The sequence below is a fragment of the Gilliamella sp. B3892 genome (assembly GCF_026536305.1).
GTDB lineage: Bacteria > Pseudomonadota > Gammaproteobacteria > Enterobacterales > Orbaceae > Gilliamella.
Window position 1 is genome coordinate 312,906 of the sequence record NZ_JAFNOK010000001.1, and the last position, 26,492, is coordinate 339,397.

Sequence of the window (26,492 nt, forward strand, 5' to 3'; positions counted from 1 at the left end):
TTTGTTATGTCATTTAGTATCCCACATCTTTTAGTGTTCCTTGCTGTAGTGGTATTAATCTTTGGTACCAAAAAATTACGTAATTTAGGAACTGACTTAGGTTCGGCATTAAAAGGCTTTAAAAAGGCATTAAATGATGATGAAACCGAAGTAAACAGTAATAATGATAAACTTGATAATAAATAACGATATTGCCGTTTATGAACAGACAATTTGATATCGCTATTGTTGGCGGCGGTTTGGTTGGTTTAGCCACCGCTTGCGCCCTTAGCCACTATGATTTAACTATTGCTATCGTTGATAGCAAAATTGAGCAATACCAAAATCTGGTTGCCGATAATTTGGGTGTTCGAGCTTCAGCTATTAATGGTGCAAGCCAACGCTATTTTGCTCAAATTGGTATATGGGATCAGTTGTATGCCAGTAATCGTGTTCAAGAATTTATTGAAATTGGCGTATGGGAAAAAAACGGTCAAGCTCACTTATCTGCGCATGCGAGTGATTATGGTTATCCTAATTTGGGTTACATCATCGAAAATCATGTTATGTGTCACTATCTTTATCAATATGCTAAAGCTTGCCCGAATATTGCAATTTATACCCATGAAGCTGTTGCCAGCGTTTTTGAGCAGGATAATGCGTTATTAACATTAGCTGATAATAGCGTTATACAAGCTAAACTTATAGTGGGAGCTGACGGAGCGCACTCATGGATTCGAAAACAAGAGAAGATTTCATTAATTGAACGGGATTATCTTCATCATGCTTTGATTACCACCGTTGAAACCGAATATCCACACCAATTGTGTGCAAGGCAAATTTTCTACCCTAATGGCATTGTTGCTTTTTTACCATTGTGGCAATCTAATAAAAGTTGTTTAGTTTGGTCAACAAAACCTGAAAATGCCGAAATATTGAAATCAATGCAAGAATCGGCGTTTGCTGATGAACTGTTTCGCTTAACCGGTGATAAGGTTGGAAGATGTCAGTTGGTTAATCCAAGAATGATTTTCCCATTAAGAGCAAGGTTTGCTAAGCAATTTATTAAACATCGATTAGTGTTAATTGGTGATGCTGCGCATACTATTCATCCTTTAGCCGGGCAGGGCGTTAATTTAGGTTTTCAAGATTCTGCGTTATTAGTTTCCACCATTAAACAATTGCAAGATGCCCAGCAAGATATTGGCTTAGTCGCTAATTTAAATGCTTTCCAGTTCAAGCGCCGTAAAGATACGTTAATTATGTTAACTGCAATGCGCACCATTCAAGATATGTTTAATGGCGATAATTTATTGAAAAAGGCTTTAAGAACAGTCGGAATGAATGCTATTGATAACTGCTTACCGCTGAAAAAACAGTTAATTAAATACGCGATGCATATTTAATATCGTTTCTAAATTAGCATCCTGTAGCCAGCTATTAAGCTTAGTAGTCTATAACTAAATAATACTAAGCCGCAGAGTTAGCAAGCTACAGGCGTAAATCAAACTATTTAAAAGCCACCTGATAAGATGACGGAATAAATGGTGATGCGGGGATTCGTAATGGCCAATAAGGATCACGTAGTAATCCCCGGCCAATTGCCACCAGATCTGCATCGCCGGTGCTTAATACGTAATCAGCTAAGTAAGGATCTTCAAGCATTCCTACGCAGATAATCGGTAAATTTGTGATTTGTCGAACTGCGTGAGCTAAATAGACTTGATAACCGGCATGAAAATCTGGCGTATTTGCCGGATCAAGCTGTCCGTCGCCACCACCACTGACATCGAGCACATCAGCGCCGGCTTCCGAAAATCGTTTGGCGATCTGGCATCCATAATCTACACCATAGCCATTTTTTCCATATTCCTGCGCCGAGAAGCGAATAATTAATGGCATATCTTTTGGCATCACCGATTTGGCCGCTTTGATGACTTGCTCACCAAATAATAATTTGTCTTGACCATATTCATCGGTTCTTAAGTTGGTTTTTGGTGAGCTAAATTGATGAATCAAATAACCGTGAGCGCCGTGGATTTCGATTGCATCAAAGCCAGCTTCAACTGCGCGTTTGGTTGACTGTTTGAATTTTTCGATAATGTCGATAATTTCATCCTTTGAAAGCTCTCTTGGCATTTGATATTCCCACTGTTTATGCGCTTCGTTGGCGCCGTCATAGCGCACCGCTGAGCATGAAACAACATCATCAGTCCCCAGCGCTTTACGACCTGCATGGGCAATTTGTATCGCAATTTTACCATTTTGTGCATGCACCGCATCGACAATCCGTTTAAATTGATCACGCTGCTCATCATTCCATAAACCGAGGCAGTAAGGCGAGATTCGCCCATTAGGCGCAACATTGGTCATTTCAACAATGATTAATCCTACACCGCCAACAGCTCGGGAGACGTAGTGGACGTAGTGCCAATCATTAGGTAGGCCGTCGGTTGCTTGATATTGGCACATTGGTGGCATGACAATGCGGTTTTTTAATGATATATTTTTGATAGTAAATGGAGTATTAAGATACGATATTTTAGCCATTTTTGACTCCTTCTCTAATCTTTTTGTCTAAAACTTATTTAATCTTGCTATCGATATAGTACACTGAGTTTTGCTATTTTAAACAGCTAAACGCCTATATTTTGATCGGCAAAAGAGAAATCAATCAGCCCGCATTGGTTAATCCTTGTCAAGAAGTTTCAGAAATTGTATATGTTTTAGTATAAAAATACCAAATAATGAGTCCTAAAATGCCTAAAATAGTGCCGGCTATAACAATGGCGATCCAACCATAATGACTAAAAAGATAAGTTGAGCCAACCGATCCCAGCATGCCTCCGGTAAAGTAACTCACCATATATCCGGTATTGATTCGACTTCTGGCTTCGGGTCTGATTTGGTAGATTGCGCTCATATTTGATACGTGCGTCACTTGTACCGCAAAGTCTAATAAAATGACACCTAATATCAAAGCAATAATCGAATATTGTGCCAATGAGAGTGGTAGCCATGAAGCTAACAAAAGCGCTAATCCGATAGTGGTTGCGGTTTTGCCTTTTCCTTTATCAGATAATTTACCGACTATGGGTGAGCCTAAAGCACCTGCTGCACCGGCTAATCCAAATAACCCAATAATAAAATCTGAATAGTGGTAAGGCGCATCGGTTAATAAAAAGGCTAGCGGTGTCCATAGTAGTGAAAATAGTGCAAATGAGGTTATGGCAAGTAAAGAGCGTATTTTTAACACTGGCTCTTGTCTGTATAGCGCACCAATTGATAATAGCAGTTGCAGATAATTGATACTGATATGATTACAATAGCGAGGCAGAGATAACCAAAGCAGGAAAGTAACAATAAGCATAATGCCGGTTGCAATCCAATAAACATAGTGCCAATCAGCAATGGTTGAAATGGCACCGGCAAAAGTTCGACCTAATAAAATGCCAAGTAGCATACCACTCATTAATGTGCCAACAATTTTGCCACGGTGCTCAGGTTTGGCTAAGGTGGCGGCAAAGGGAATCAATACTTGTGCAACGGTCGAAAATAGTCCGGTCATAGCCGTTCCGACAATAAGCATCCATAAATTTTGCGATGAGGCGCTGATGACTAATCCGCAGGTGGATAGCAGCATTAAAATTAGGATTAACCGCTTACGCTCTATCATATCGCCTAGCGGCGTAATAAACAGTAAACCAACAGCATAACTGAGTTGTGCGGTCATAATAATTGAGCCGGCGTGTTCAACAGCGATATGCAGATCATGGGTGATTGAGTGTAATAAGGGTTGCGCATAATAGTTACTGGCGATAGTCACGCCAATTGCAAAAGCCATTAGAAAAACTAGCCAGAAAGATAAGCCTTGAGAATGTGTGCTGTTCATAAATCTAAATATCTAAAATGATGAGCAATGTTATAGAAAATAAATAATCGATATATACCGGTTTTTATTACCTTGCTTGTTGTAATAAATTATAAATCGGCGTTGCTAAACCTATTTTACTATTTTCAGCCTTAAGATTGTACCAATAGCCGGCGCCGTCATCAAAACATGAGGTTATATTGGTTATCTTGCCGTAAATAGGGATAATGTCGAGATGAAAATGGCTAAAGGTGTGCCGAAATGCCACCAACTGTTTTAACGGGGTGGTTGTGATACCTCGTGCCACAAGCCAATCGACTAATGCTTGTTCTGTTGCAAATTGGGGTAAACAGTACAGCCCTCCCCAAATTCCCGAAGGCGGTCTTTTTTCCAGCCAAATGGCATGATTATTTTCAAGCATTAAAAAATAGGCTGATTTTTCAGGTATGGTTGTTTTGGGTTTTTTAGTTGGATATTGTTGCCAACTATCGGTTTGGTAAGCGATACAATCACGGTGTAATGGGCATAAACTGCATTTAGGTTTTGAGCGAGTACACACCATTGCACCAATATCCATCATGGCTTGATTGAACTTTGCCACATCTTGTTTGGGTGTGACTTGCTCACTCAGTTGCCATAGCTTGTTTTCTACCGCTTTATTGCCGGGCCAACCTTCGATCGCAAAATAACGGGTTAATACTCGTTTAACATTTCCGTCTAAAATGGCATAGTGTTGATTTTGTGACAGTGACAAGATAGCTCCAGCTGTCGATCGACCAACGCCCGGTAAGGCAACCACATCATCAAATTGAGTGGGAAACTGTCCATGGAATTTCTCACTGACTACTTGCGCAGCTTTGTGTAAATTGCGTGCACGGGCATAGTAGCCCAGGCCAGTCCAAAGATGTAATACATCATCGATAGGGGCGTGCGCTAAATCTGTGATCTGAGGAAAATGCTCGATAAAACGTTTAAAATAGGGAATAACTGTTGCCACTTGTGTTTGCTGTAACATAACTTCGGACAACCAAACGTGATAAGGGCTTTTTTCGATCTGCCATGGTAGTGTTTTTCTGCCGTACTGTTCATACCAATTAAGTACGGCAGTTGAAAATTTTTGCATATTGATAAATTTACATTACTGCTGTAATGGAATCACTTGGATAACAACCTAATACTTTACTATACAAAGTAATAGACGCTAATTCTTTAAGCGCAGTTTGCATTTCATCTGAATGGATATTACCTTGCAAATCAATGTAAAACATCTCTTCCCACGGGGTGCCGTGTATTGGTCGAGATTCGAGTTTTGTCATCACTATATTATGGTTACGTAGCACCGATAAAGCATCAACTAATGCACCTGCTTGTTGACCTGTTTTCATTAATATCGTGGTTTTAGCCGGGATTTGATATGAAACATCAATCGGTTTTCGAGACAAGACTATGAAGCGAGTAATGTTCTGTTTTTGATTGGCAAAATCATGATCCAGTACTTGTAGCCCATAAAGTTCGCCGCCATCTTTGTTGCCCATTGCGGCAATATTTGGCTTATTGAGTTTAGCCACGGTTTCGATCGCTGATGAAGTGCTATCACAGTAAACAATCTTCCAATGAGGGTAGCGCTCTAAAAAATTACTGCACTGCTGGAATGGTTGCGGGTGACTATAGATCGTATCGATTTGGTCTAGTTTGGCGTCTGCAATGGCAAGCACACAGTGATCAATCGGTAGTGACAGCTCACCTATAATGTGTAAATTGGTTTTTTGCAATAGATCGTAAACTTCATTAATCGAGCCTGAACTTGAGTTCTCTATTGGTAAAATACCGTAGTCGACAACCTCTTTTTCGATCTGTTCAAAAACATCTTTGAATGTTTTACAGCTCGATTCGATCATTTTTTCAAGGTGAGCGCTTGCATAGCGTCTTGCTGCAGAATGCGAGTATGAGCCTATCGGACCTAAAAATGCTACTTTAGCCGTTGTAATCGTGCCCAAATTAAGTTTTTCTTGCAGAATTTTTTGTTGTAAAAGTACTGAGTCTTCAAAAATTATTTGATATAACCGCTTAATAAAAATATCGTCAAGATGATAACTTTTACCTTGCTCAATTAATGATTTTATTAGTGAACGCTCTCGCTCCAAATCACGCACAGGTATGTTAGCTTCTATTTTAGCTTCAATGATTTGAGTTGAAACTTCACGTCGCTCAGCGAGGATTTCTAGTATTTTACTATCTAGTTGGTTAATTTTATTACGTAAGGGCAACAAAGGATTTACAGTCATTTCAATTATATTTTTTTAAAAAATTTGAACAATATTATAGCAAGCAAAAAAATAAAGGCACCATTAATGTGCCTTTTTTATTAGATGAATAACGTAAATTAATTATTAAATTTCTTCAGTTACTGTCCCTTTAATACTGTCAAACGCTCGTCTTGACTCGCCTTTATGTTGTATTTTGTTGAGCTGTCTTTCCAGTTTTGCCACAAGATCATTGATTGCGGCATACATATCAATGTGTTTAGCTGAGGCAACTAATGGGCTTCCTTTGGTGGCAATGGTGGCATCAACAATAAATCCGTCAGGCTCTTTAGATAAAATAAAATGTGGATTAATCAGCAGAGCTCTCCATTTGTCTAATTTCGAAAACTTATCTTCAAGATAGCTACGGATGGCTGGTGTAATATCCATTTGTTTACTGGTAATGCTTAAAGTCATATATGACCTCCATTATGTTTACTAACAAAAAAAGCTAACACAATTGAGTGTTTCCATAAATACATTGGCAAATTATTTTTGTTTCGTCAATAATTTATTTGTAATGAGCTTAATTTTTGTGCGCTTTGTCTAAAATAATCTGATGTCTGTATTTGTTGGCTAACTGACATTGAAACTGCATTTAGATACATTTTTACGATATACTGTTTATCATTAAGTTATAAGATAAATGTAACACAAAAGTTTAATGAGGAAGCTGTGAGTTATTTAGATAATATAAAAATTGTTTTGGTTGAAACGTCCCATACCGGGAATATGGGGTCAGTGGCTAGAGCAATGAAAACTATGGGATTAACGAATCTTTGTTTAGTTAACCCAGTTATCAAACCCGATTCGCAATCGATTTCATTAGCCGCAGGGGCGAGTGATATTATTAAAAATGCACAGATTTTATCCTCGCTGGAACAGGCGATCGCCGATTGTCATTTGGTTATTGGCACCAGTGCAAGACCACGCAGTTTACAGTGGCCAAACTTAACCCCTAAAGAGTGCGGTGATAAAATTATCCAGGAAGCCGCAACGGCGAAAGTTGCGTTAGTTTTTGGGCGTGAACGGGTCGGGCTAACCAATGATGAACTGCAAAAATGTCATTATCATGTCGGTATCCCAGCTAATCCTGATTATAGTTCGTTAAATTTGGCAATGTCGGTGCAGGTGCTGTGTTATGAGATTCGAATGTCGCTGTTAAATTTGCCAACGGATTTATCTAATCCAGTTGAAAATGATGATGCTATCACCTTCCCAAAAGATGAAGATATTGAACGTTTTTATCAGCATCTAGAGCAAACGTTACTTAAAACTGGCTTTATTAATTCCAATCATCCCGGTCAAATTATGGGAAGATTACGTCGGTTATTTACCCGTGCACGTATCGAGCAACAAGAGTTGAATATTTTACGCGGTATTTTAACCTCAATAGATAAAAAATTGGGATAAAGACTAAAAAAGGCATCGTTGTAGCGATGCCTTTTTTGATGATTAACGATTTATTTAGCTCTTTTTACGCCACGTGGTGCCATTGGCGCTATCTTCAAGCACAATATTCATTGCACTCAGTTGATCACGAGCTTGGTCAGCTAGCGCCCAGTTTTTACTTGCTCTTGCTTCATTACGTTGTTTAATTAAAGATTCAATTAATTCACTGTCAACGTCATCTTGGTGTTCGCCCTGTAAAAATTTAACCGGATCTTGCTCTAATAGCCCTAGCACTGACGATAAATAACGCAATTCGGCAGCTAACTCATTGGCTTGTGCCATATCATTTTCTGCTTTTGCTTTATTGATTTCTCGCGCCAGATCAAAGAGTGTGGAATAGGCTTCCGGCGTATTAAAATCATCATTCATTGCTTGACAGAATTGGCGATAATAATTGCTGTCAGGCGTAGTGTGCGGATGATTAGGATCAGTGTCACGCAGTGCTGTATATAAACGCTCAAGCGCTACTCTAGCCTGTTTTAGGTTTTCTTCACTATAATTGAGTTGACTACGATAGTGACCCGAAAGTAAAAAGTAACGCACTGTTTCAGCATCATAATGTTTTAATACATCACGAATAGTGAAAAAATTATTCAGTGATTTAGACATTTTCTCCTGATCAATCATCACCATACCCGAATGCATCCAATAATTGACATATTGTCCATTATGGGCGCAAGTTGATTGGGCAATTTCGTTTTCGTGATGTGGGAACATAAGATCCGACCCACCACCATGAATATCAAAATGGTGACCTAATTGATAGCTATTCATTGCCGAACACTCAATATGCCAGCCCGGTCGACCTTTGCCCCATGGTGAATCCCAACTTGGCTCATTCGGTTTTGACATTTTCCATAGTACAAAGTCCATTGGATTGCGTTTCACATCGACCACATCAACACGGGCTCCGGCTTGAAGTTGTTCTAAATTTTGGCGAGATAAAATACCGTAATTCGGATCGCTATCGACCGAAAACATCACATCGCCATTATCGGCGATATAAGCATGGTCTTTTTTAATTAACTCTTCTACCAGCGCAATAATTTGCGGCATGTGGCGGGTGGCTCTAGGCTCAACGTCCGGGCGTTTAATATTCAGTGCATCAAAATCTGCATACATCTCTTGTAACATTCGTTCGGTTAACTCTTCACAAGTTTCACCGTTTTCAAGTGCTCTTTTGATGATTTTATCGTCAACATCGGTAATATTACGAACATAAGTTAAATCATAACCTAAAAAGCGTAAGTAACGGGTGACAACATCAAACGCCACAAAAGTGCGACCGTGACCAATGTGACATAGGTCATAAATGGTGACACCACAAACATAAAGACCAATTTTATTTGGCGTGATTGATTGAAAGGGTTCTTTTTCTCTGGTTAATGTATTGAATATTTTTAGCATTATGTTCTACAGTATTTTCAATTAAACTTTGCCTGTTAATATAGCAAAAATTAAGATAGGGCGGAATGATTTATTATAACCTTTAAGCTTAAAGATTTTAACCTAGGCATTCATCAAGATCGATAAAGCTTAGGGCTGATTTTAAAAGTGGTGAGGTTAGGAGAGAAGTTAAAAAAGGTGAGCACTTGCCCACCTTTTGGAAAGTTACTTAATAAGGCGATAAAGATAGATAAGTAAAATAGCGCCTAATACAGAAACTAACAGACTTGGAAAGTTAAACCCGGTTACACCACTTCCCCAATGGAAAAAAGTACTGATGTAACCACCTACTAACGCACCAGCAATACCAAGTAACATGGTTTTAATTACACCTACACGACCTAATGGCATAAAAAACTTGGCAATCCAACCGGCGATTAATCCTAAAATAATCCAACTCAAAATACCCATAATGATTTCCTTTGTTTGATTAAGTTTAAATTTATTTTACTTGCAAAGTTTTTAAAAAATTAACAGATGATAGTGATAGTATTGACTGTAATAGATGTAACCGATTTACTAAAACGTAAAATACTTAGCTATAAACTATTTATGACATTTGAAAAATAACAAATAAGAAGATAATGATTTTATCGAATGATTAAACTAACAATCATTTTAAGTTAGACATACAACAATATGCATAGCTGCATATAGCGCTAAGTCTACCTTTATTTTTGACAAGATGCCAGATTTTTTATAAGGCAATTTATTTAGCGCTAGCGTTTAAAAGTGTTTAAATGCGCACAAGAGGCATTCGCCTCTGTGTGATTATTCAAAAATTGTTTTATGAAGAATTTTTACAATGTTTTCTGCATCATGGCTTTTAGCTAACAAACATAGATTATGCGTACTTGCACCATAACAGCATAGTCTGATAACAAAATCATCTAAAGCACCAAATACCTCTTTTGCGATGCCTTTGGTTGTTGTTAAATTGTTACCAATAATGGCAATTAAAGCTAAATCTTCTTCAACATCGACATGACACAGGGTTGAGAGTTCATCAAACAGTGCTTTGGTTAATAAACTATTGCCATTGGTATTGGTGCCGGTCGTATCGATAGTTAAGGCAATGCTCACTTCAGAAGTTGTGACTAAATCCACTGAAATATTATGTTTGGCCAAAATTGTAAATACATTAGCTAAAAAGCCTTGAGCATGTAACATATTTAAGCTAGTTAATGTAAGCAATGTCTGCCTACGGCGAAGCGCTAACGCTCTAAAAGACGGCAGCTCGGATTTGATGCTATGGGTATTATACACAATGGTGCCACCGTCTTGTGGCGCTTTGCTCGATCCGACAAATACCGGAATATTACTTCTAACGGCCGGAACTAATGTGGCTGGGTGTAAAACTTTTGCACCAAAGGTTGCCATTTCGGCCGCTTCAGCAAATGAGATTTCGTCAATCCGTTTAGCGCCGTCAGTGATCCGTGGATCAGTTGTATAAATTCCCGCTACATCTGTCCAAATATCAATTTGTGTCGCATTTAATGCTTCGCCAAGTAATGCCGCGGTATAATCGCTACCGCCTCGACCTAAAGTTGTGGTTTTACCTGTGCTTTCACTACCGATAAAGCCCTGTGTTACAATAACATTGTTACTATTTAATGATTTTAAATGCGCACAGCATAGCTGTTTAATCTCTTCAATTTTTGGTACGGCTTTACCAAACTTGTCATCGGTACGCATCACTTTACGTACATCAAACCATAAGGCATTTTTTTGTTTTTGTTTTAATATTTCGACAAATAGTTTAGATGACATTATTTCGCCATGACTGACTAGCTCATCAGTTAATGCCGGCGAAGTGGCTAAACTGGCTGCTTCAGATAATGAAGCAATATTTGTGATAATTTGATCTATTTCAGCTCGTAATGAAGGATTTTCCGGTAGTTGTTCTAAAATTTCGTACTGAATAGATTGGATTTTTGCGATATGTTGCGCTCTAACTTCTGCATCACGACCTTCAGAGAGTGCGACCAGTAAATTTGTGATACCTGCTGATGCCGATAATACAACAACCCTAACACTGGGATTGGCGATAACAATATTTGCGCTATTTACCATTGCGCTATAGTTTGCAACACTTGTTCCACCGAATTTAGCTATTACAAATGATGTTTCCATGGATTCCTCATATTAAAAATTTTATTATTTTTAACAGAGATAGAGCGGGGTATGTTCTATTTACCGTTAAACAAATACACACCGCGAAGCGCTCCACCTGTTAAGGTGACAACCCAAGGGATTCAGCCCTTGCAGTCGATTTGATAACTTTCTGGAACGTTACCAAACCTCGGCATTACATCCCCTTAATCATTTGTTAGCAGTTCCAGTCCCTAAAATGATCTACCTGAGTAATGCGCCTCTTCGTTTTTGTAACATAGGTTACAAAATCAGTGTTATATAGAATTAACGATTTAATCAAATGTGTCAATAGGTTAAACATTAAAAATTATCTAATTTTAACCCTTTTAGATTGATTGCGTTATAACGTTCGTTCAAACAGTTCGATAATAGTTTGATACAGTTTTTTTACGCTGCATTCTTTGGTAGGGGTACTAAAAATGGTATCATCGCCGGCAATCGAACCTAAAATCCCTTCTGATTTACCAATTGAGTCCAGCAGTCGGGCAATAAGTTGCGCAGCCCCCGGGCTGGTTCGAATCACCACCATTGAACTGTTGTAATCAATATCAATCACTAAATTTTTTAACGGGCTACTGGTGGTTGGTACACTCATTTCAGCCGGCAAACAGTAAACCATTTCCGCTTTTGCATTACGTGTTCTCACCGCCCCAAATTTGCTTAACATTCGGGATACTTTAGATTGATTAATATTTTCAAATCCCAGTTCTTGTAATGCTTGTACAATTTCAATTTGTGAACTGAATTTTTCTTGTAAAAGCATCTCTTTAAAGGCTTTAGTCAGATCTTTTTGTTTCATACTGTTCCTTGATATTTATTTTTTCACCCTGTGTGAATACCAAATAAAAGCATATATTTTCTTTAAAGCTAAGCTTGCCTTTAGAATTTTATGCATTTTTTATGCAATTTAAAATACCTAATATCGATATGATGCAATTCAAACTGCTAAGTAATGGTGATAATTATGCATGAAATTTGCATAAGATTAAAGGTTAGACTTTATTGCATGTTTCGGACGAAATGCTTTAACAATATGTTCATGGGTTTCTATATAGGGGCCTTCTAACAGATCAATACAATAGGGCACACTGGCAAAGATTCCATGAACAAGCGTATTTCCTTCACTATCTTTTACCCCTTCTAAGGTTTCTTGGATTGATTTTGGTCTACCGGGTAGATTTAAAATTAGGCATTTTTTACGGATAACCCCAACTTGTCTTGATAAAATAGCGGTAGGCACAAAGTGCAAACTGATTTGTCGCATCTGTTCACCAAATCCTGGCATGACCCGATCAGCAATTGCTAAAGTTGCATCCGGCGTGAGATCACGTAAAGCAGGGCCGGTACCACCAGTTGTAAAAATGAGATCACAATGCAAATTATCGACCAGTTCACATAGTGTTTGCTCAATAATTGGTTGTTCGTCCGGAATAACTCGGCTTTCGGTTGCAAAAGGCGTTTTTAATGCCAATTGTAACCATGATATTAAAGATGGAATACCTTCGTCTTGATAAATGCCATTTGATGCTCTATCAGATACCGAAACTAACCCAATTTTAATCATAATAGTTATTCCTTAATAAAAACACCTAAACTATTTTAACCCCATAAAGTTAAACCCGATAAAGGCTATAATAGCGAAGGATCTAATTTACATTCCACTGGTATTAAAAGTTATCTTTACAACCGCTCATTATATTACCAATATTGTCGATTGGCTAAACATGATATCATATCACTTAATCAGTCATTTATTTACTTAGGATATTTCATGTCATCAATTCCTGCACTTGAGTTAATTGCACTCAAAAAAATCTATAAAACGGGTGTAGAAGCGTTAAAAGGTATTAATTTGACCGTTGAGGCTGGGGATTTTTATGCGTTACTTGGGCCAAATGGTGCCGGTAAATCAACAACAATCGGTATTATCAGCTCGTTAGTGACCAAAACATCGGGGCAAGTTAAAATCTTTGGTTATGACTTAGATACCGATGTTGTTAATGCTAAAAGACAATTAGGGCTTGTTCCGCAAGAGTTCAATTTTAATCAGTTTGAAGAAGTGTTACAAATTGTGACAAATCAAGGTGGATATTATGGCTTACCCCGTAAACTAGCGTTAGAGCGAGCGGAAAAATATTTGCGAATTTTGGATTTATGGGATAAACGCCATAGCCGGGCTTGTATGTTATCCGGTGGTATGAAAAGACGATTAATGATTGCACGAGCGTTGGTGCATGAACCTAAATTGTTAATTCTTGATGAGCCGACTGCTGGGGTAGACATTGAGTTAAGACGTTCTATGTGGGATTTTTTGCGAGAAATTAATCGTCAGGGAATCACGATAATCTTAACCACTCACTATTTAGAAGAGGCCGAAATGTTATGTCGGCATATTGGTATTATTCAACATGGTCAATTAATTGCTAACTCTTCAATGCGTGATCTGTTAGCCAAAAGCCAATCAGAGACGATTATCATTGATTATGTGCCAACTTCTAACCCAATCCAGTTACAAGGTTATAGTTATCATGATGTCGAATCCGGTATGTTAGAGGTGAAAGTTGATAAGCAACATGGATTAAATCAATTATTTGAACAATTGAATCAACAAAATATTAAAGTGATCAGTGTGCGTAATAAAGCTAACCGTTTAGAAGAGCTATTTGTTGATCTATTACATAATGATAATAAACAAAAAGGAGACATGGATGAATAGTTTATATTGGATCGCCTTAAAAAGTATTTGGCGTAAAGAAGTAACGCGATTTTTGCGGATCTGGATCCAAACATTGATTCCACCAGTTATCACCATGTCACTGTATTTTATTATTTTTGGTAACTTAATTGGTTCTCGTGTTGGTGACATGGGCGGCTTTAGTTATATGGCGTTTATCGTGCCGGGGTTGATAATGATGTCTGTTATTACTAACTCTTACACCAATGTTTGTTCATCCTTTTTTAGTGCTAAATTTCAGCGTAATATTGAAGAATTACTGGTTGCGCCCGTACCGACTCATATCATTATTTGTGGCTATGTGGGTGGGGGAGTAATGCGAGGTATTTTAACTGGCGTTTTAGTGACAATCGTTTCACTCTTTTTTGTTAGTTATCAAGTCTATTCATGGCTTTTTGTTATTTTTACCTTGTTGCTTACTTCGATATTATTTTCACTGGCTGGCTTATTAAATGCCGTGTATGCTAAGACTTTTGATGATATTAGTATTATTCCGACTTTCGTTTTAACGCCGTTAACTTATCTCGGTGGCGTTTTTTACTCAATTACGATGCTACCAACTTTTTGGCAATGGGTCTCTAAACTTAACCCAATTGTTTATATGATTAATGGCTTTCGCTACGGTTTTTTGGGCGTTAGCGATGTATCGTTATTGATTACTTTTTCAATGCTTTTTCTTTTTGTCATTGTGCTATATGCCATGGTTTGGCGGCTGATTGAAAAGGGTAAAGGGTTAAGAAGTTAGTCACTCAATTAAAAGTGGAAAACCGCCGATGAGTCATCGGCGGATTGATGATTATTTAGCGCCAGCGACGGCTTCTTTCGCCAGTTGCGTAATTTTGGCAAAATCACCTTGAGCAATAGCATCAGTTGGAATAAACCAAGTCCCACCAACACAAAGCACATTATCAAGTGCTAAATAGTCACGGTAATTTTTTGGATTCACCCCACCAGTAGGGCAAAATTTCATATAACCACATGGGCCAGCAAAAGCTTTTAGTGCTGCAACGCCGCCATTAATTTCGGCAGGGAAGAATTTTAATGCGGTTAACCCATATTCTTGCGCTGTTAATAGTTCAGAAATGGTTGCTATACCCGGAATAACTGGCACAGTTCCGACAACCGCTTCTTTTAAGATAGAATCAGTAATACCCGGCGTAATGACAAATTTAACGCCAGCTTGAGTAACTTGTTTTAATTGTTCAACTGTTGTTACGGTACCGGCACCAACGACCGCTTCAGGTACTTCTTCAATAATTTTTTTAATTGCATCAAGTGCACATGCTGTTCTTAAAGTGACTTCCAATACTTTCACGCCACCTGCTATCAATGCTTTAGCTAGTGGTACAGCATCTTCTAAACGCTCAATAACGATGACCGGGACAACAGGACCCATTGTTAAAATTTCTTCAGCGCTTGTTTTCCAATTTTTCATCCGTTTTACCTATACTAATTTAATACTTCAATAAAACAATAATCCCCAATAAATGGGGATTATTTTGCTACTCGTAAATACCTAATTTCTTCTCTAAATAATGAATATTGGTGCCCCCTTTTTGGAAGCCTTCATCATTCATAATTTCAATGTGAAGTTCAATATTTGTTTTTATGCCATCGATAACTAATTCGGCCAGAGCGTTTTTCATTCTTGCTATGGCTACTTCACGAGTTTCACCATAAGCAATGAGTTTACCAATCATTGAGTCATAATAAGGTGGCACAGTGTAGCCAGCATAAATATGCGATTCCCAACGAATACCAAACCCTCCCGGCGCATGGAAACGGGTGATTTTACCCGGTGAAGGCATAAATGTTTTTGGATCTTCGGCATTAATTCGGCACTCAATAGCATGACCATGAATGTGAATATCACTTTGCTTAATTGAAAGTGGTTGACCTGCCGCAATAAGAATTTGTTCACGAATAAGATCAACACCGGTAACCATTTCAGTAACAGGATGTTCAACCTGAATACGGGTATTCATTTCGATAAAATAGAACTCACCATTTTCAAATAGAAACTCAAATGTACCTGCTCCACGATAACCAATTTCAATACAAGCATTGACGCAACGTTCACCGATAAATTTACGCATTTTTGGCGTAATACCAACGGCTGGTGCTTCTTCAACGACTTTTTGATGGCGTCTTTGCATTGAACAATCACGCTCACCTAAATAAACAGCATTGCCTTGACCGTCTGATAACACTTGAATTTCAATATGACGAGGGTTTTCAAGGAACTTTTCCATATAAACCATGTCATTATTGAAAGCGGTTTTTGCTTCAAGCTTAGTCATTTTAATTGATTGCTCAAGATCTTTCTCTTCCCGAACAATACGCATGCCACGACCGCCACCGCCACCGGATGCTTTGATAATCACCGGGTAGCCAATTTTTTTGGCGATCTCTTTATTGGTTTCGATGTTGCTGCTTAATGGACCATCCGAGCCGGGTACGCAAGGTACACCTGCTTTTTTCATCGCTTCAATAGCCGATACTTTATCGCCCATTAGGCGGATAGTATCCGGTTTTGGTCCAATAAAAATAAAGCCTGAACGTTCAACTTGTTCAGCAAAATCAGCATTTTCTGATAAAAAACCATATCCCGGATGAATAGCTGCTGCACCTGTTACTTCGGCAGCAGAAATTAACGCCGGGATATTAAGATAGCTTTTGGCTGAAGCGGCAGGACCAATACAGACTGTTTCGTCTGCAAGTAACACATGTTTTAAGTCTTTATCTGCCGAAGAGTGAACAGCGACAGTTTTAATTCCAAGTTCTTTACATGCTCTTAAAATGCGAAGAGCGATTTCTCCGCGGTTAGCAATAAGAATTTTATCAAGCATATTCAATCTCTTAATCGTATAAGTTAATAAATAAATTCAGATTATTCAATGATGAATAGCGGTTGATCAAATTCAACTGGTTGACCATTTTCGACTAAAATAGCTTTAATTGTGCCTGCTTTTTCTGATTCAATTTGGTTCATCATTTTCATTGCCTCTACAATGCAAAGCACATCACCAACATTTACTGTCTGACCAACTTCTACAAAAGCCTTTGATTCTGGGCTTGGTGTACGATAAAACGTTCCAACCATTGGCGATTTAATTGTTGTGCCGCTGATTTCAACACTATTTGTGTCGCTTACCACTTCGGCTTGAACTGTTGGAGTAACAACAACTGGCGCAGGTTGTGGAATTTGAATATTTTGTACTGGCGCAGAATAGCTTGTAGTAGGCACAGAACGACTAATTCGAACTGATTCTTCACCTTCAGAAATTTCAAGTTCAGAAATACCTGACTGTTCAACAAGTTCAATTAATTTTTTGATTTTGCGTATATCCATGAATTACACCGTATTTATTTGATAATAAGTAACAATTATTTTAATGCATCCTTAGAATCTTAAAAGAAGTCTTTTAATGATAATAAGGCAGTAACTCAACATTAACGCGGAAGGATACACTGTAAAAGAACTTTTGTCATTATATATCTCTTTTACGATCACTTGATATACTATTTTCTAGGTATTATTTTATATTTGATATACAATAGTCACACTTAATAATTGTTGAGGCGGACTATGGTCTTAACGTGCTAAATAAGCTATTATTTAGCGACATGAAATGGCGATTATTTTATTTTCATTTTATGGTTTCCTTCTCAATATTCTAATACATACACTTTAACAAGATTAATTCTAGGAAGAGTTTTTATTATGTTCAAAAAAGTTCGCGGCTTGTTTTCAAATGATTTATCGATCGATTTAGGTACAGCAAATACCCTTATTTATGTTAAAGGGCAAGGTATTGTACTAAACGAACCCTCAGTTGTTGCTATTCGTCAGGATCGTACTGGGACGCCAAAAAGTGTCGCTGCTGTTGGACATGCTGCGAAACAGATGCTAGGTCGTACTCCGGGGAATATTGCTGCAATTAGACCGATGAAAGATGGTGTGATTGCAGACTTTTCAGTGACCGAAAGAATGTTGCAATATTTTATTCGTCAAGTCCATAGTCACAGTTTTTTAAGACCAAGCCCACGAGTGCTTGTTTGTGTACCTGTTGGTGCTACCCAAGTTGAACGCCGTGCGATTCGTGAATCGGCATTAGGTGCCGGTGCGCGTGAAGTGTATTTGATTGAAGAGCCAATGGCTGCCGCTATTGGTGCGGATTTACCGGTTTCTGCGCCTACCGGTTCAATGGTGGTTGATATCGGTGGTGGTACGACTGAAGTTGCGGTTATTTCATTAAACGGTGTGGTTTATTCTGCCTCTGCTCGTATTGGTGGTGACCGTTTTGATGAGGCGATTATCAATTATGTTCGCCGTAATTATGGTGCACTTATTGGTGAAGCAACTGCTGAAAAAATCAAACATTTTATTGGTAGTGCTTATCCTGGTGATGAAGTCCTTGAGATTGAAGTTCGTGGACGTAACCTTGCCGAAGGTGTACCACGCAGCTTTACCTTAAACTCTAACGAGATTTTAGAAGCACTACAAGAGCCATTAAGTGGCATTGTAAGCGCAGTTAAAGTTGCTTTAGAACAATGTCCACCAGAGCTTGCATCAGATATTTCTGAACACGGAATGGTGTTAACTGGTGGTGGTGCGCTATTACGTAATATTGATAAATTATTATCAGCAGAGACAGGTATTCATGTTGTTGTTGCTGAAGATCCACTAACATGCGTAGCTCGAGGTGGTGGTAAAGCCTTAGATATGGTTGATATGCATGGTGGCGATCTGTTTAGTGAAGATTAACTGATAATTTATTGTTAATCTGTTTGTTGATCAATATGATTAGAAGTTTAGACATCTCATTTATTTTCCGCCGACTTTGTCGGCGGAGTCATATCTTAAAATAATTAGATCTTGAGTATATAACAGGTAAATACCGGACAATGAAATTACTTTTTTCTAAACGTTCACCTCTTAGTGTACAGTTATTTATTTCACTTGCGTTAGCCTTAACGCTAATTGTAGTAGATTCAAATTATCGACCTTTCAAACAGATTCGTTATTATTTAGATACGTTAATTTCACCACTTTATTATATTTCAAATGCGCCTAAATCATCGTTTGATCTGCTATATGAAATGTCCAAAACACGTGACACATTGGTTAATGAAAACGAAAAATTGCACCAAACATTAATGCAACAAAAAAGCGAACTCCTATTATTGGAGCATTTGAAACATGAAAATGATCGGTTAAGAGGCTTGCTTGATTCCCCGTTACGCCATGATGAACATAAAATGGCGGCACAAGTATTATTGACTGATACCGATCCTTACGTGTATCAAGTCGTTATCAATAAAGGTAAAGATAACGGTGTTTATGTTGGGCAACCGGTAGTTGATGAAAAGGGCATTGTGGGTCAAATCTATGAGACTGCACAAAACACCAGTCGGGCTATTTTAGTTTGTGACTATCAACACGCAATACCAGTACAGGTATTAAGAAATGATATTTCAATGGTTGCAGTAGGAAATGGGTGTAGTAATGATTTAACCCTCGATTTTTTACCTAACAATGTCGATATTAAGGTGGGAGATGTTTTAGTGACTTCCGGTTTAGATGGGCGCTTCCCAGAAGGTTATCCGGTGGCGGTGGTCAGTTCAGTTAAGCTTGATATTAGTGATTCAACCCCCATTATCTCTGCAACGCCTACAGCTGATATAAAACGTTTACGTTATCTACTATTATTATGGGGAGATCAAGGAGCAACACATGAGGGGTCATAATAAAATAGTCATAATTTGGATAACGTTATTTATTGGTTTGTGTCTGCAAATCATCCCATGGCCACCAGCTTATGACATGTTTAAACCACATTTATTGATACTTGTATTAGCTTATTGGCTCATTATGGTTACGCATCGAATTGGTATGGGGACGGCTTTTGTTTTGGGTGCCATTATGGATCTTTGTTCCGGCTCAATACTGGGTGTGCATGCTTTTATTTTTTCAATTATCGCTTATTTATTAATGTTTAGGTTTCAATTGATACGCAATTTAGCACTATGGCAACAGTCGATTGTGATATTTGGCGTATCGCTATGTTATAATTTATTGATATTTTTATTCCAAGTTGTCATTTATCACACTATAACGATTTCGCCTTTGATTTTACTCTCTAGTTGTGTTGATGGAGCATTATGGATATTTGTTTATTTAATGTTACGACTCATAGAACGGAGCTTTAATATCAATTAAAAGGAATCTTTATGTCTGTTGAACTATTGATGAATGTCACGCCGTCGGAGACTCGTGTTGCTTACATCGAAGATGGCGTATTACAAGAGATCCACGTTGATCGTGAATCAAGACGAGGGATCGTCGGTAATATTTACAAAGGTAAAGTGATTCGTATTTTACCGGGAATGCAAGCTGCATTTGTTGATATTGGCTTAGAAAAAGCGGCTTTTTTACATGCCTCAGATATCATGCCGCATACTGAATGTGTATCAGATACTGAACAAGAACAGTTTCAGGTGAAAGATATTTCAGAGCTGGTGCGTCAAGGTCAAGACTTAATGGTACAAGTAGTCAAAGATCCATTAGGTACCAAAGGCGCAAGGTTGACAACCGATATTACCTTGCCTTCCCGCTATTTAGTTCTTATGCCGGGACCAAATTCTGCCCATGTAGCAACTTCGCAACGTATTGAAAGTGAAGAAGAGCGAGAGAGGCTTAAAAAAATCGTTGAGCAGTATGTGACAGATGACGGTGGATTCATTGTCAGAACGGCTGCTGAAGGTGCACATGCTCATGAGCTTGAACAAGACGCCAACTTTTTAAAACGCTTATGGAAAAAAATTCAAGAACGCATGGCTCGCCCAACCAGTAAAAACCTAGTTTATGGCGAATTAGCCCTGTCCCAGCGGGTATTGCGTGATTTTGTTGGTGATCCGATTGAACGAATTTTAGTGGATTCAAAGCAAACTTATGATCTATTACTTGAATTCACCCAAGAATTTATGCCCGAAGTTACTGATAAACTCTCGCACTATCGCGGCAATATTCCAATTTTCGATCTTTATGACACGGAAAACGAGATTCAGCGAGCCCTTGATCGTAAAGTTAAATTGAAATCGGGCGGTTATTTGATTATTGATCAAACCGAAGCGATGACAACAATTGATATTAATACCGGTGCATTTGTTGGTCATCGAAATTTAGAAGAAACGATCTTCAATACCAACATTGAAGCAACGATTGCCATTGCCAGACAGTTACGTTTACGTAACTTAGGTGGTATTATCATTATCGATTTTATTGATATGCAAGAAGCCATCCACCGAGAACGAGTATTGCAATCTTTACAAGACTTTTTAGCTAAAGACCGTGCCAGAACAACGGTTAACTCGTTTTCAGCATTAGGATTGGTTGAAATGACCCGAAAACGTACCCGAGAGAGCATTGGGCATATTCTGTGTGAACAGTGTCCGGCGTGTAAAGGGCGCGGGATTGTGAAATCGGTTGAAACTATTTGTAACGAAATTTTACGTGAAATAGTTCGTATATACAAAGCGCACCGCTCCGAATACTTTTTGGTCTATGCATCAGCAGCAGTGGCTAACGCATTAACCAATGATGAGTCGCATGCGCTTGCTGAGGTTGAAGTTTTCGTTGGCAAACGTGTCGAAGTTAAAGTTGAGCCGCTCTATATTCAAGAGCAATATGATGTAGTGTTGATGTAATTTTTTGACAAGAAGTTTCAGAAATACTATACGTTTTAGTAAAAAATGTACGAAATCTTCGGATAACAGTATAAATTGTAGGCAATATAGAAATTAAGGAATTTATGATAGTCAACCAAGTGAGTGAAAGGTTACTCAATCCTAATAACCTAAGCCAGAAAGATCTTATGCATTTACTTGATATGTTAAGTGCAAGGCAAATTGATTTTGGTGATTTATACTTTTTATCCGGCTATTACGAAAGTTGGTCGCTCGAAGATCGTATTATTAAAAGTGCTTCTTTTCATCGGGATCAAGGTGTGGGTGTTCGCGCTATTGTTGGTGAAAAAACAGGATTTGCTTATACCGATCAGCTCACTTTAGATCGTTTAGAACAAAGTGTCTCAGCGGCAAACTCAATAACTAAACAACAAACCCCTGTTGCTGTTACGCCATTTAAATCTGCTGACATTGTCGCAAAGTATCAATCCATTAACCCGATCAACTCGTTTTCTCAAGAACAGAAAGTAGCAATATTGAGACAAGTTGATCAACTAGCACGCTCAATTGATCCTAGAGTTATTGAAGTTTCGGCTAGTTTGACCGGTAGTTATGAAGATATCTTAATTGCCGCAACCGACGGTACATTGTGTGCTGATATCAGACCATTAGTGCGATTATCTGTTTCTGTAATTGTTGAGCAAGCTGGTAAACGTGAGCATGGCTCAAGTGGTGGCGGTGGGCGCTTTGGTTATGACTATTTTCTGACGAAAAACCCTCAGACAGGTGATAGCTATGTCGATAGTTATACCCGCGAAGCTGTTCGCCAAGCGTTAGTGGCTTTGTCAGCTAAAGATGCGCCGGCTGGCGCTATGCCTGTTGTGTTAGGTGCAGGCTGGCCAGGCGTATTGTTACACGAAGCAGTAGGGCATGGACTGGAAGGGGACTTTAACCGAAAAAATACGTCAGTATTTTCCGGCAAAATTGGTGAACAAGTCACTTCAACACTCTGCACCATTGTTGATGATGGGACGATTGATCATCGTCGTGGTTCGCTTTCGATAGATGACGAAGGCACACAAAGCCAAAAAACAGTGTTAATTGAAAACGGCATTTTAAAAGGTTACTTATTTGATAAACTCAATGCCAAATTAATGAATGCACATTCAACAGGTAATGGACGCCGGGAAAGTTATGCTTGTTTACCTATGCCAAGAATGACTAATACTTATATGCTGCCGGGCGATTCGACTTTTGATGAAATCATCAGTAGTGTTGATTACGGGCTTTATGCGCCTAATTTTGCTGGTGGACAAGTGGATATTACATCTGGTAAGTTTGTCTTTTCAACTTCCGAAGCCTATTTGATTGAAAAAGGAAAAATAACCACTCCGGTAAAAGGGGCAACGCTGATTGGTTCCGGAATTGAAACCATGCAACAAATTTCAATGGTCGGCAATGATTTGCAATTAGATTCAGGTGTCGGTGTTTGTGGTAAAGCCGGGCAAAGCGTACCGGTTGGTGTTGGGCAACCCACTTTAAAAGTCGATAATTTAACCGTCGGTGGTACTGTTAACCGCTAATAACTTAACATAATGAGAATTTAAAATAGATGGATACAATCATTACTCTTTATCAAGCATTTGTTAACATGGATATAGCAACGCTTTCAAATCCAAATGTGTTATGGATATTATATGGCATGCTATTTATCATCATTTTATTAGAAAATGGGGTATTACCGGCTGCGTTTTTACCGGGTGACAGTTTATTATTCTTGACCGGTGTATTAATTAGTCAAAATGTCTTTCACTTTGGATTAATTAACTTGATTTTGATTGCCGGAGCGGCATTAGGTACCTGGCTGGGTTATATTCAAGGTTTGTGGCTAGGTAATACTAAAGTTGTACAAAATTGGATGGCACATATACCGGAAAAATACCACAAAAAATCAGAAGTACTATTCCATAAATATGGTTTACAAGCGCTATTTATTGGTCGCTTTATCGCTTTTGTTCGTACAATCTTACCTATGATGGCGGGTCTATCGGGTTTACATAGCAAAAAGTTCCATATCTATAATTGGATTAGTGCAACTTTATGGATATTTTTGATTGTTACCTTAGGTTATTTATTTGGTCTATCGCCAGTATTTAAAGCCTATGAAAAACAAATTATGTCTTTACTGATGTTAATACCGGTGTTTTTATTAGTTATTGGCCTTATCTTCTCTATCGCACTGGCAGTTAAGCGCTGGTTAAATAACAAAAAGAAAGCTAAGAGTATAGCAAACGAGGCGAGCAAAAAGTAAAAGGTGAAATTAACCGATAAGCCGGGTTCTGTCGTGGACAATCATTCCTCTAGGCTAATACTCACGCATTAGCTCAAGCAGTCTACCCGGATTCAACGCGGGCCGCGCCAATGAATCCCTATTTGACCTTGCTCCGAGTGGAGTTTACCGTGCCACAACTGTTACCAGTTGCGCGGTGTGCTCTTACCACACCCTTTCACCCTTACCTGATCTTATATAATAAGCCATCGGCGGTATACTCTCTGTTGCACTAGTCGTGAATGTTCGCTCTCGCCAACACCCCCCAGGCGTTACCTGGCACTCTGCCCTATGGAGCCCGGACTTTCCTCCCCTCTGTTTGTCTCCCTTTTACAAAGGACAACAACAAAGCAGCGATTGTCTGGTTAATTTCGCAAACGAGTATAACTGAAAGTGTAATTTTGTCCAGTGTTGTCTGATTGTTTAAACGATAGACGGATAAAGTATAGGCGTTTGAAAACGTTATGAGCTAAATGAATTGGGTCAGATATGTTGCCAGCACAATTTAGTTATGTGCTAGCAAATTGAGGTTAAAAGCCGATTACCATTTTTTCTGTTTAATATTCTCATTATAATTAAACCAAATTACCATACCATTTGAGGTGATAACATCAAGTTTTCCTTCTAAAATATCGTACTGTGTTTCGCCAATAATAGGGTGACTGGTTGAACTTTTTTTGCTATACACATAGGTATACTGGGTTTCATTGTTTTTAAGCGCTACTTTGGTTGTTGGCTCACCAAAAAGCGACAATAATTGAATTTCAGTAGTCGAGCCCTCAATAATTTTATTGACTTTTTGTTGGCTCAATGGCGTTCCTTGCTCAGAAAAATTTTTCTGAGTACAAGCAGATAATGCAACAAGTGAACATAAAACGATAAGAATTTTGGATACTTTTTTCATTGTGTTACAGCCCTTACATAATAAATTAGTCTTGATTGAAGCCAATGATAATAGCATATGTTTGATATCGTTCAAGATAGCGTTAAAAGTATCGTTCTAAAATAAGATCGATTTGGGACAGTGAAGGTGAATTGGCGAAATATGGAAACATTGATATTAATTTCTCTATGTTTCCATATGTTGATATTGAGTTGATAAATCTGTTTGTTATTTTAGTTGTGAATCTTTTTTAAATTATTTTTTTTTCTTAATACACGCTTGATCGGTTTTTGGGTAGATGGATTAATATAACGACTTGGCCAAATTTCTGAAGGTTTAACATTCAAAGCATCCGCTATAATTTTTTCACCTTTTGTCCATGGCCTAACTAACGTATTACTTAATGTCGATGAGCTTAATCCTGATTGGCGTGATAGTGCTGCAAGTGTTGTGCCATTCTTTTTCAATGCAGCGATAATATCTGCTTTATGCCAGTCCTTCGAGTTAATTTCCATTTTTTTATTCCTTCTTAGTTTATAACCTTTAATATCTATGTTATTCTTTCCTGTTATTAAAACCAGTAAGTTTATAATTTAACTTTAGTTACAGTAAAAATTTGTTTCTTAATATTGTATCAAAGTTTATTTAATTTCTATAACTTTTTTCTTGTTTCTTAAATGTAGGATTATTAAAATGAAAGAGTGGTTCTCATCGAAAGAGCTATTAAGCATTGCAGGGATGCCGTCAACGATACAAGGTATCAATCGAAAAGCAAGAGCTGAAAAGTGGACTGCCCGTAAACGAGCTGGAGTACGTGGTAAAGCACTGGAATACCATATTAGTAGTTTTTCTGTTGAGGTTAAAAAAGCGTTATCTATTGAAGAGGTAAGTGCCTCATATTTAGTTTCACCGATTGAACCCTTACAACTTTGGATCACGGCTTTTGAACAATTATCTACTGATGAGCAAGCAATTGTTACTGCGTGGTTAATGCGCAATGGTATTAAAGATTTTATGTCATTTATTAACAAACACAAAAAAGATAGTTAGTGTTATTGTATAAGCTGATATATACTTTAACGTCACTGAAATTTAGATGCTATGGAATTACTAATGGAAAATCAGTTTCAATTAACAAATAGTAAAGAGATTATTGCTTATTTAGCCCAACAGTTTCCAAATTGTTTTACAATTGAAGGGGAAGCCAAACCATTAAAGATTGGAATTTTCCAAGATATCCTTTCTCAAATTGATAGCAATGAACTTTTAAGCAAAACCAAATTACGTGTAGCTTTGCGTGCTTATACCATGAGCTGGCGTTATTTATACTGTATTAAAGAAGGTGAATATCGTGTTGATTTGGACGGAAACAATAATGACATTATCACCAAAGAACAGATGGAACATGCGCAGCAACAGTTAAAAGAGAGCAAAGATAAAGCGAAAGCTCGAGCTAAAGAGAAACGTAAGTCATCTAAAGCACCTGTCAAAAAACCGAGAACTCTAAAAATCGGTGATTTTGTTAAATTATCTTTGGGTAACAAACCTGTAAAAGGGCAGATTATTAAGTTAGAGAAAGAACATATCAAAGTTAAAGTTGGGTCTGGTATGGAGTTAACTGTTAAACCAGAACATATCATTACTAAGTAGAG

At 38.1% G+C, this 26,492-nt stretch carries 28 protein-coding genes, 1 other RNA gene and 1 riboswitch; of the genes, 13 read left to right on the forward strand and 16 right to left on the reverse strand.

All coding sequences use genetic code 11. The annotated features are described in order from the left end of the window. The first annotated feature begins 6 nt into the window (after window positions 1-6). A complete protein-coding gene (tatA, locus tag J3U74_RS01365; RefSeq protein WP_267329571.1) occupies window positions 7-186 on the forward strand; it encodes a Sec-independent protein translocase subunit TatA in 180 nt (59 codons plus the stop codon). A gap of 14 nt (window positions 187-200) precedes the next feature. Next, a complete protein-coding gene (locus J3U74_RS01370; RefSeq protein WP_267329570.1) occupies window positions 201-1,385 on the forward strand; it encodes an FAD-dependent monooxygenase in 1,185 nt (394 codons plus the stop codon). 103 nt (window positions 1,386-1,488) lie between these two features. On the opposite strand, the gene J3U74_RS01375 is transcribed toward J3U74_RS01370, so the two are convergent. The 5 genes from J3U74_RS01375 to raiA form a co-directional block, all read right to left on the reverse strand. Further along, on the reverse strand, window positions 1,489-2,529 hold the full coding sequence (locus tag J3U74_RS01375; protein ID WP_267329569.1) for an NADH:flavin oxidoreductase/NADH oxidase: 1,041 nt from the start codon (window positions 2,527-2,529) through the stop codon (window positions 1,489-1,491). 148 nt (window positions 2,530-2,677) lie between these two features. After that, the gene (locus tag J3U74_RS01380; RefSeq protein WP_267329568.1) at window positions 2,678-3,871 is read right to left on the reverse strand and encodes an MFS transporter; all 1,194 of its coding nucleotides are present in this window, start codon (window positions 3,869-3,871) and stop codon (window positions 2,678-2,680) included. A 67-nt stretch (window positions 3,872-3,938) separates the two neighbouring features. Further along, window positions 3,939-4,979 carry an A/G-specific adenine glycosylase gene (gene mutY, locus J3U74_RS01385; protein ID WP_416379786.1) on the reverse strand — a complete coding sequence of 347 codons (1,041 nt, stop codon included), beginning with the start codon at window positions 4,977-4,979 and terminating at the stop codon, window positions 3,939-3,941. 4 nt (window positions 4,980-4,983) lie between these two features. Continuing rightward, window positions 4,984-6,135, reverse strand: a complete 1,152-nt coding sequence (pheA, locus tag J3U74_RS01390; RefSeq protein ID WP_220217904.1) for a bifunctional chorismate mutase/prephenate dehydratase — start codon at window positions 6,133-6,135, stop codon at window positions 4,984-4,986. 105 nt (window positions 6,136-6,240) lie between these two features. After that, window positions 6,241-6,570: a ribosome-associated translation inhibitor RaiA gene (raiA, locus tag J3U74_RS01395; RefSeq protein WP_220217903.1), complete on the reverse strand. Its 330-nt coding sequence runs from the start codon at window positions 6,568-6,570 to the stop codon at window positions 6,241-6,243. Window positions 6,571-6,885: 315 nt separating this feature from the next. Here raiA and trmJ point away from each other — a divergent pair, with 315 nt between their 5' ends. Next, window positions 6,886-7,566: a tRNA (cytosine(32)/uridine(32)-2'-O)-methyltransferase TrmJ gene (gene trmJ / locus J3U74_RS01400; protein WP_416379785.1), complete on the forward strand. Its 681-nt coding sequence runs from the start codon at window positions 6,886-6,888 to the stop codon at window positions 7,564-7,566. Window positions 7,567-7,620: 54 nt separating this feature from the next. Here the strand turns inward: trmJ and cysS are convergent, their stop codons facing one another. The 5 genes from cysS to mog all read right to left on the reverse strand — a co-directional run bounded on the left by cysS (window position 7,621) and on the right by mog (window position 12,769). Then, window positions 7,621-9,012 (reverse strand): cysteine--tRNA ligase, encoded by a 1,392-nt coding sequence (gene cysS / locus J3U74_RS01405; RefSeq protein WP_267329565.1) that lies wholly within the window; start codon window positions 9,010-9,012, stop codon window positions 7,621-7,623. Window positions 9,013-9,216: 204 nt separating this feature from the next. Beyond that, entirely contained in the window at window positions 9,217-9,462 is a 246-nt protein-coding gene (locus J3U74_RS01410; RefSeq protein WP_220217900.1) for a GlsB/YeaQ/YmgE family stress response membrane protein, read from the reverse strand. A 360-nt stretch (window positions 9,463-9,822) separates the two neighbouring features. Then, window positions 9,823-11,184, reverse strand: coding sequence for a lysine-sensitive aspartokinase 3 (lysC, locus tag J3U74_RS01415; RefSeq protein WP_267329564.1), 1,362 nt, complete (start codon window positions 11,182-11,184; stop codon window positions 9,823-9,825). 78 nt (window positions 11,185-11,262) lie between these two features. Further along, a riboswitch (Lysine riboswitch) is annotated at window positions 11,263-11,436 on the reverse strand. Window positions 11,437-11,545: 109 nt separating this feature from the next. Beyond that, the gene (gene argR, locus J3U74_RS01420; RefSeq protein WP_220217898.1) at window positions 11,546-12,004 is read right to left on the reverse strand and encodes a transcriptional regulator ArgR; all 459 of its coding nucleotides are present in this window, start codon (window positions 12,002-12,004) and stop codon (window positions 11,546-11,548) included. Window positions 12,005-12,190: 186 nt separating this feature from the next. Continuing rightward, window positions 12,191-12,769, reverse strand: coding sequence for a molybdopterin adenylyltransferase (mog, locus tag J3U74_RS01425; RefSeq protein WP_267329563.1), 579 nt, complete (start codon window positions 12,767-12,769; stop codon window positions 12,191-12,193). A gap of 207 nt (window positions 12,770-12,976) precedes the next feature. Between mog and J3U74_RS01430 the strand changes: the two genes are divergently transcribed. Both J3U74_RS01430 and J3U74_RS01435 read left to right on the forward strand, forming a co-directional pair. Beyond that, on the forward strand, window positions 12,977-13,921 hold the full coding sequence (locus J3U74_RS01430; RefSeq protein WP_220217897.1) for an ABC transporter ATP-binding protein: 945 nt from the start codon (window positions 12,977-12,979) through the stop codon (window positions 13,919-13,921). Next, window positions 13,914-14,684, forward strand: a complete 771-nt coding sequence (locus J3U74_RS01435) for an ABC transporter permease (protein ID WP_267329562.1) — start codon at window positions 13,914-13,916, stop codon at window positions 14,682-14,684. Before J3U74_RS01430 ends, J3U74_RS01435 begins: the two co-directional genes overlap by 8 nt. Before the next feature lie 51 nt (window positions 14,685-14,735). Here J3U74_RS01435 and J3U74_RS01440 read toward each other — a convergent pair whose 3' ends face one another. The 3 genes from J3U74_RS01440 to accB form a co-directional block, all read right to left on the reverse strand. Beyond that, window positions 14,736-15,374 (reverse strand): bifunctional 4-hydroxy-2-oxoglutarate aldolase/2-dehydro-3-deoxy-phosphogluconate aldolase, encoded by a 639-nt coding sequence (locus J3U74_RS01440; RefSeq protein WP_267329561.1) that lies wholly within the window; start codon window positions 15,372-15,374, stop codon window positions 14,736-14,738. A 67-nt stretch (window positions 15,375-15,441) separates the two neighbouring features. Continuing rightward, window positions 15,442-16,788, reverse strand: a complete 1,347-nt coding sequence (gene accC, locus J3U74_RS01445) for an acetyl-CoA carboxylase biotin carboxylase subunit (protein WP_220217894.1) — start codon at window positions 16,786-16,788, stop codon at window positions 15,442-15,444. 41 nt (window positions 16,789-16,829) lie between these two features. Continuing rightward, the gene (gene accB, locus J3U74_RS01450) at window positions 16,830-17,291 is read right to left on the reverse strand and encodes an acetyl-CoA carboxylase biotin carboxyl carrier protein (RefSeq protein WP_220217893.1); all 462 of its coding nucleotides are present in this window, start codon (window positions 17,289-17,291) and stop codon (window positions 16,830-16,832) included. A gap of 372 nt (window positions 17,292-17,663) precedes the next feature. Here accB and J3U74_RS01455 point away from each other — a divergent pair, with 372 nt between their 5' ends. The 6 genes from J3U74_RS01455 (at window position 17,664) to J3U74_RS01480 (ending at window position 23,939) form a co-directional block, all read left to right on the forward strand. Then, complete coding sequence (locus J3U74_RS01455; RefSeq protein WP_220217892.1) at window positions 17,664-18,707, forward strand: rod shape-determining protein; 1,044 nt, start codon at window positions 17,664-17,666, stop codon at window positions 18,705-18,707. Window positions 18,708-18,847: 140 nt separating this feature from the next. After that, window positions 18,848-19,690: a rod shape-determining protein MreC gene (gene mreC, locus J3U74_RS01460; RefSeq protein WP_220217891.1), complete on the forward strand. Its 843-nt coding sequence runs from the start codon at window positions 18,848-18,850 to the stop codon at window positions 19,688-19,690. Beyond that, window positions 19,677-20,162: a rod shape-determining protein MreD gene (gene mreD / locus J3U74_RS01465; protein ID WP_220217890.1), complete on the forward strand. Its 486-nt coding sequence runs from the start codon at window positions 19,677-19,679 to the stop codon at window positions 20,160-20,162. The genes mreC and mreD overlap by 14 nt, the downstream gene beginning before the upstream one ends. 11 nt (window positions 20,163-20,173) lie before the next feature. Further along, entirely contained in the window at window positions 20,174-21,649 is a 1,476-nt protein-coding gene (gene rng, locus J3U74_RS01470) for a ribonuclease G (RefSeq protein WP_220217889.1), read from the forward strand. 104 nt (window positions 21,650-21,753) lie between these two features. After that, window positions 21,754-23,211, forward strand: coding sequence for a metalloprotease TldD (tldD, locus tag J3U74_RS01475; RefSeq protein ID WP_267329560.1), 1,458 nt, complete (start codon window positions 21,754-21,756; stop codon window positions 23,209-23,211). Between the two features lie 29 nt (window positions 23,212-23,240). After that, window positions 23,241-23,939, forward strand: a complete 699-nt coding sequence (locus tag J3U74_RS01480) for a DedA family protein (protein WP_220217887.1) — start codon at window positions 23,241-23,243, stop codon at window positions 23,937-23,939. Window position 23,940: 1 nt separating this feature from the next. Here J3U74_RS01480 and rnpB read toward each other — a convergent pair. The 3 genes from rnpB to J3U74_RS01495 form a co-directional block, all read right to left on the reverse strand. Continuing rightward, window positions 23,941-24,330, reverse strand: an RNA gene (gene rnpB / locus J3U74_RS01485) — RNase P RNA component class A. A gap of 168 nt (window positions 24,331-24,498) precedes the next feature. After that, window positions 24,499-24,861 carry an outer membrane protein assembly factor BamE domain-containing protein gene (gene bamE / locus J3U74_RS01490; RefSeq protein WP_220217886.1) on the reverse strand — a complete coding sequence of 121 codons (363 nt, stop codon included), beginning with the start codon at window positions 24,859-24,861 and terminating at the stop codon, window positions 24,499-24,501. A 212-nt stretch (window positions 24,862-25,073) separates the two neighbouring features. Next, entirely contained in the window at window positions 25,074-25,355 is a 282-nt protein-coding gene (locus J3U74_RS01495; RefSeq protein ID WP_294834198.1) for a helix-turn-helix domain-containing protein, read from the reverse strand. Window positions 25,356-25,533: 178 nt separating this feature from the next. Between J3U74_RS01495 and J3U74_RS01500 the strand changes: the two genes are divergently transcribed. After that, window positions 25,534-25,890, forward strand: coding sequence for a DNA-binding protein (locus J3U74_RS01500; protein ID WP_267337929.1), 357 nt, complete (start codon window positions 25,534-25,536; stop codon window positions 25,888-25,890). Between the two features lie 63 nt (window positions 25,891-25,953). After that, window positions 25,954-26,490, forward strand: a complete 537-nt coding sequence (gene proQ / locus J3U74_RS01505) for an RNA chaperone ProQ (RefSeq protein WP_220217883.1) — start codon at window positions 25,954-25,956, stop codon at window positions 26,488-26,490. Window positions 26,491-26,492 lie beyond the last annotated feature (2 nt).

Excerpts from the sequence above, each read along its gene's own strand:
- mog (WP_267329563.1), bottom strand. The coding sequence starts at position 12,769 with ATGATTAAAATTGGGTTAGTTTCGGTATCTGATAGAGCATCAAATGGC.
- accB (WP_220217893.1), bottom strand. The coding sequence starts at position 17,291 with ATGGATATACGCAAAATCAAAAAATTAATTGAACTTGTTGAACAGTCA.
- J3U74_RS01410 (WP_220217900.1), bottom strand. The coding sequence starts at position 9,462 with ATGGGTATTTTGAGTTGGATTATTTTAGGATTAATCGCCGGTTGGATT.
- mreC (WP_220217891.1), top strand. The coding sequence starts at position 18,848 with ATGAAATTACTTTTTTCTAAACGTTCACCTCTTAGTGTACAGTTATTT.
- mreD (WP_220217890.1), top strand. The coding sequence starts at position 19,677 with ATGAGGGGTCATAATAAAATAGTCATAATTTGGATAACGTTATTTATT.
- J3U74_RS01440 (WP_267329561.1), bottom strand. The coding sequence starts at position 15,374 with ATGAAAAATTGGAAAACAAGCGCTGAAGAAATTTTAACAATGGGTCCT.
- J3U74_RS01455 (WP_220217892.1), top strand. The coding sequence starts at position 17,664 with ATGTTCAAAAAAGTTCGCGGCTTGTTTTCAAATGATTTATCGATCGAT.
- J3U74_RS01495 (WP_294834198.1), bottom strand. The coding sequence starts at position 25,355 with ATGGAAATTAACTCGAAGGACTGGCATAAAGCAGATATTATCGCTGCA.
- trmJ (WP_416379785.1), top strand. The coding sequence starts at position 6,886 with ATGGGGTCAGTGGCTAGAGCAATGAAAACTATGGGATTAACGAATCTT.
- J3U74_RS01435 (WP_267329562.1), top strand. The coding sequence starts at position 13,914 with ATGAATAGTTTATATTGGATCGCCTTAAAAAGTATTTGGCGTAAAGAA.
- J3U74_RS01380 (WP_267329568.1), bottom strand. The coding sequence starts at position 3,871 with ATGAACAGCACACATTCTCAAGGCTTATCTTTCTGGCTAGTTTTTCTA.
- J3U74_RS01370 (WP_267329570.1), top strand. The coding sequence starts at position 201 with ATGAACAGACAATTTGATATCGCTATTGTTGGCGGCGGTTTGGTTGGT.
- argR (WP_220217898.1), bottom strand. The coding sequence starts at position 12,004 with ATGAAACAAAAAGATCTGACTAAAGCCTTTAAAGAGATGCTTTTACAA.
- proQ (WP_220217883.1), top strand. The coding sequence starts at position 25,954 with ATGGAAAATCAGTTTCAATTAACAAATAGTAAAGAGATTATTGCTTAT.
- tatA (WP_267329571.1), top strand. The coding sequence starts at position 7 with ATGTCATTTAGTATCCCACATCTTTTAGTGTTCCTTGCTGTAGTGGTA.
- accC (WP_220217894.1), bottom strand. The coding sequence starts at position 16,788 with ATGCTTGATAAAATTCTTATTGCTAACCGCGGAGAAATCGCTCTTCGC.
- J3U74_RS01375 (WP_267329569.1), bottom strand. The coding sequence starts at position 2,529 with ATGGCTAAAATATCGTATCTTAATACTCCATTTACTATCAAAAATATA.
- lysC (WP_267329564.1), bottom strand. The coding sequence starts at position 11,184 with ATGGAAACATCATTTGTAATAGCTAAATTCGGTGGAACAAGTGTTGCA.
- J3U74_RS01480 (WP_220217887.1), top strand. The coding sequence starts at position 23,241 with ATGGATACAATCATTACTCTTTATCAAGCATTTGTTAACATGGATATA.
- raiA (WP_220217903.1), bottom strand. The coding sequence starts at position 6,570 with ATGACTTTAAGCATTACCAGTAAACAAATGGATATTACACCAGCCATC.
- tldD (WP_267329560.1), top strand. The coding sequence starts at position 21,754 with ATGATAGTCAACCAAGTGAGTGAAAGGTTACTCAATCCTAATAACCTA.
- J3U74_RS01430 (WP_220217897.1), top strand. The coding sequence starts at position 12,977 with ATGTCATCAATTCCTGCACTTGAGTTAATTGCACTCAAAAAAATCTAT.
- cysS (WP_267329565.1), bottom strand. The coding sequence starts at position 9,012 with ATGCTAAAAATATTCAATACATTAACCAGAGAAAAAGAACCCTTTCAA.
- pheA (WP_220217904.1), bottom strand. The coding sequence starts at position 6,135 with ATGACTGTAAATCCTTTGTTGCCCTTACGTAATAAAATTAACCAACTA.
- J3U74_RS01500 (WP_267337929.1), top strand. The coding sequence starts at position 25,534 with ATGAAAGAGTGGTTCTCATCGAAAGAGCTATTAAGCATTGCAGGGATG.
- rng (WP_220217889.1), top strand. The coding sequence starts at position 20,174 with ATGTCTGTTGAACTATTGATGAATGTCACGCCGTCGGAGACTCGTGTT.
- bamE (WP_220217886.1), bottom strand. The coding sequence starts at position 24,861 with ATGAAAAAAGTATCCAAAATTCTTATCGTTTTATGTTCACTTGTTGCA.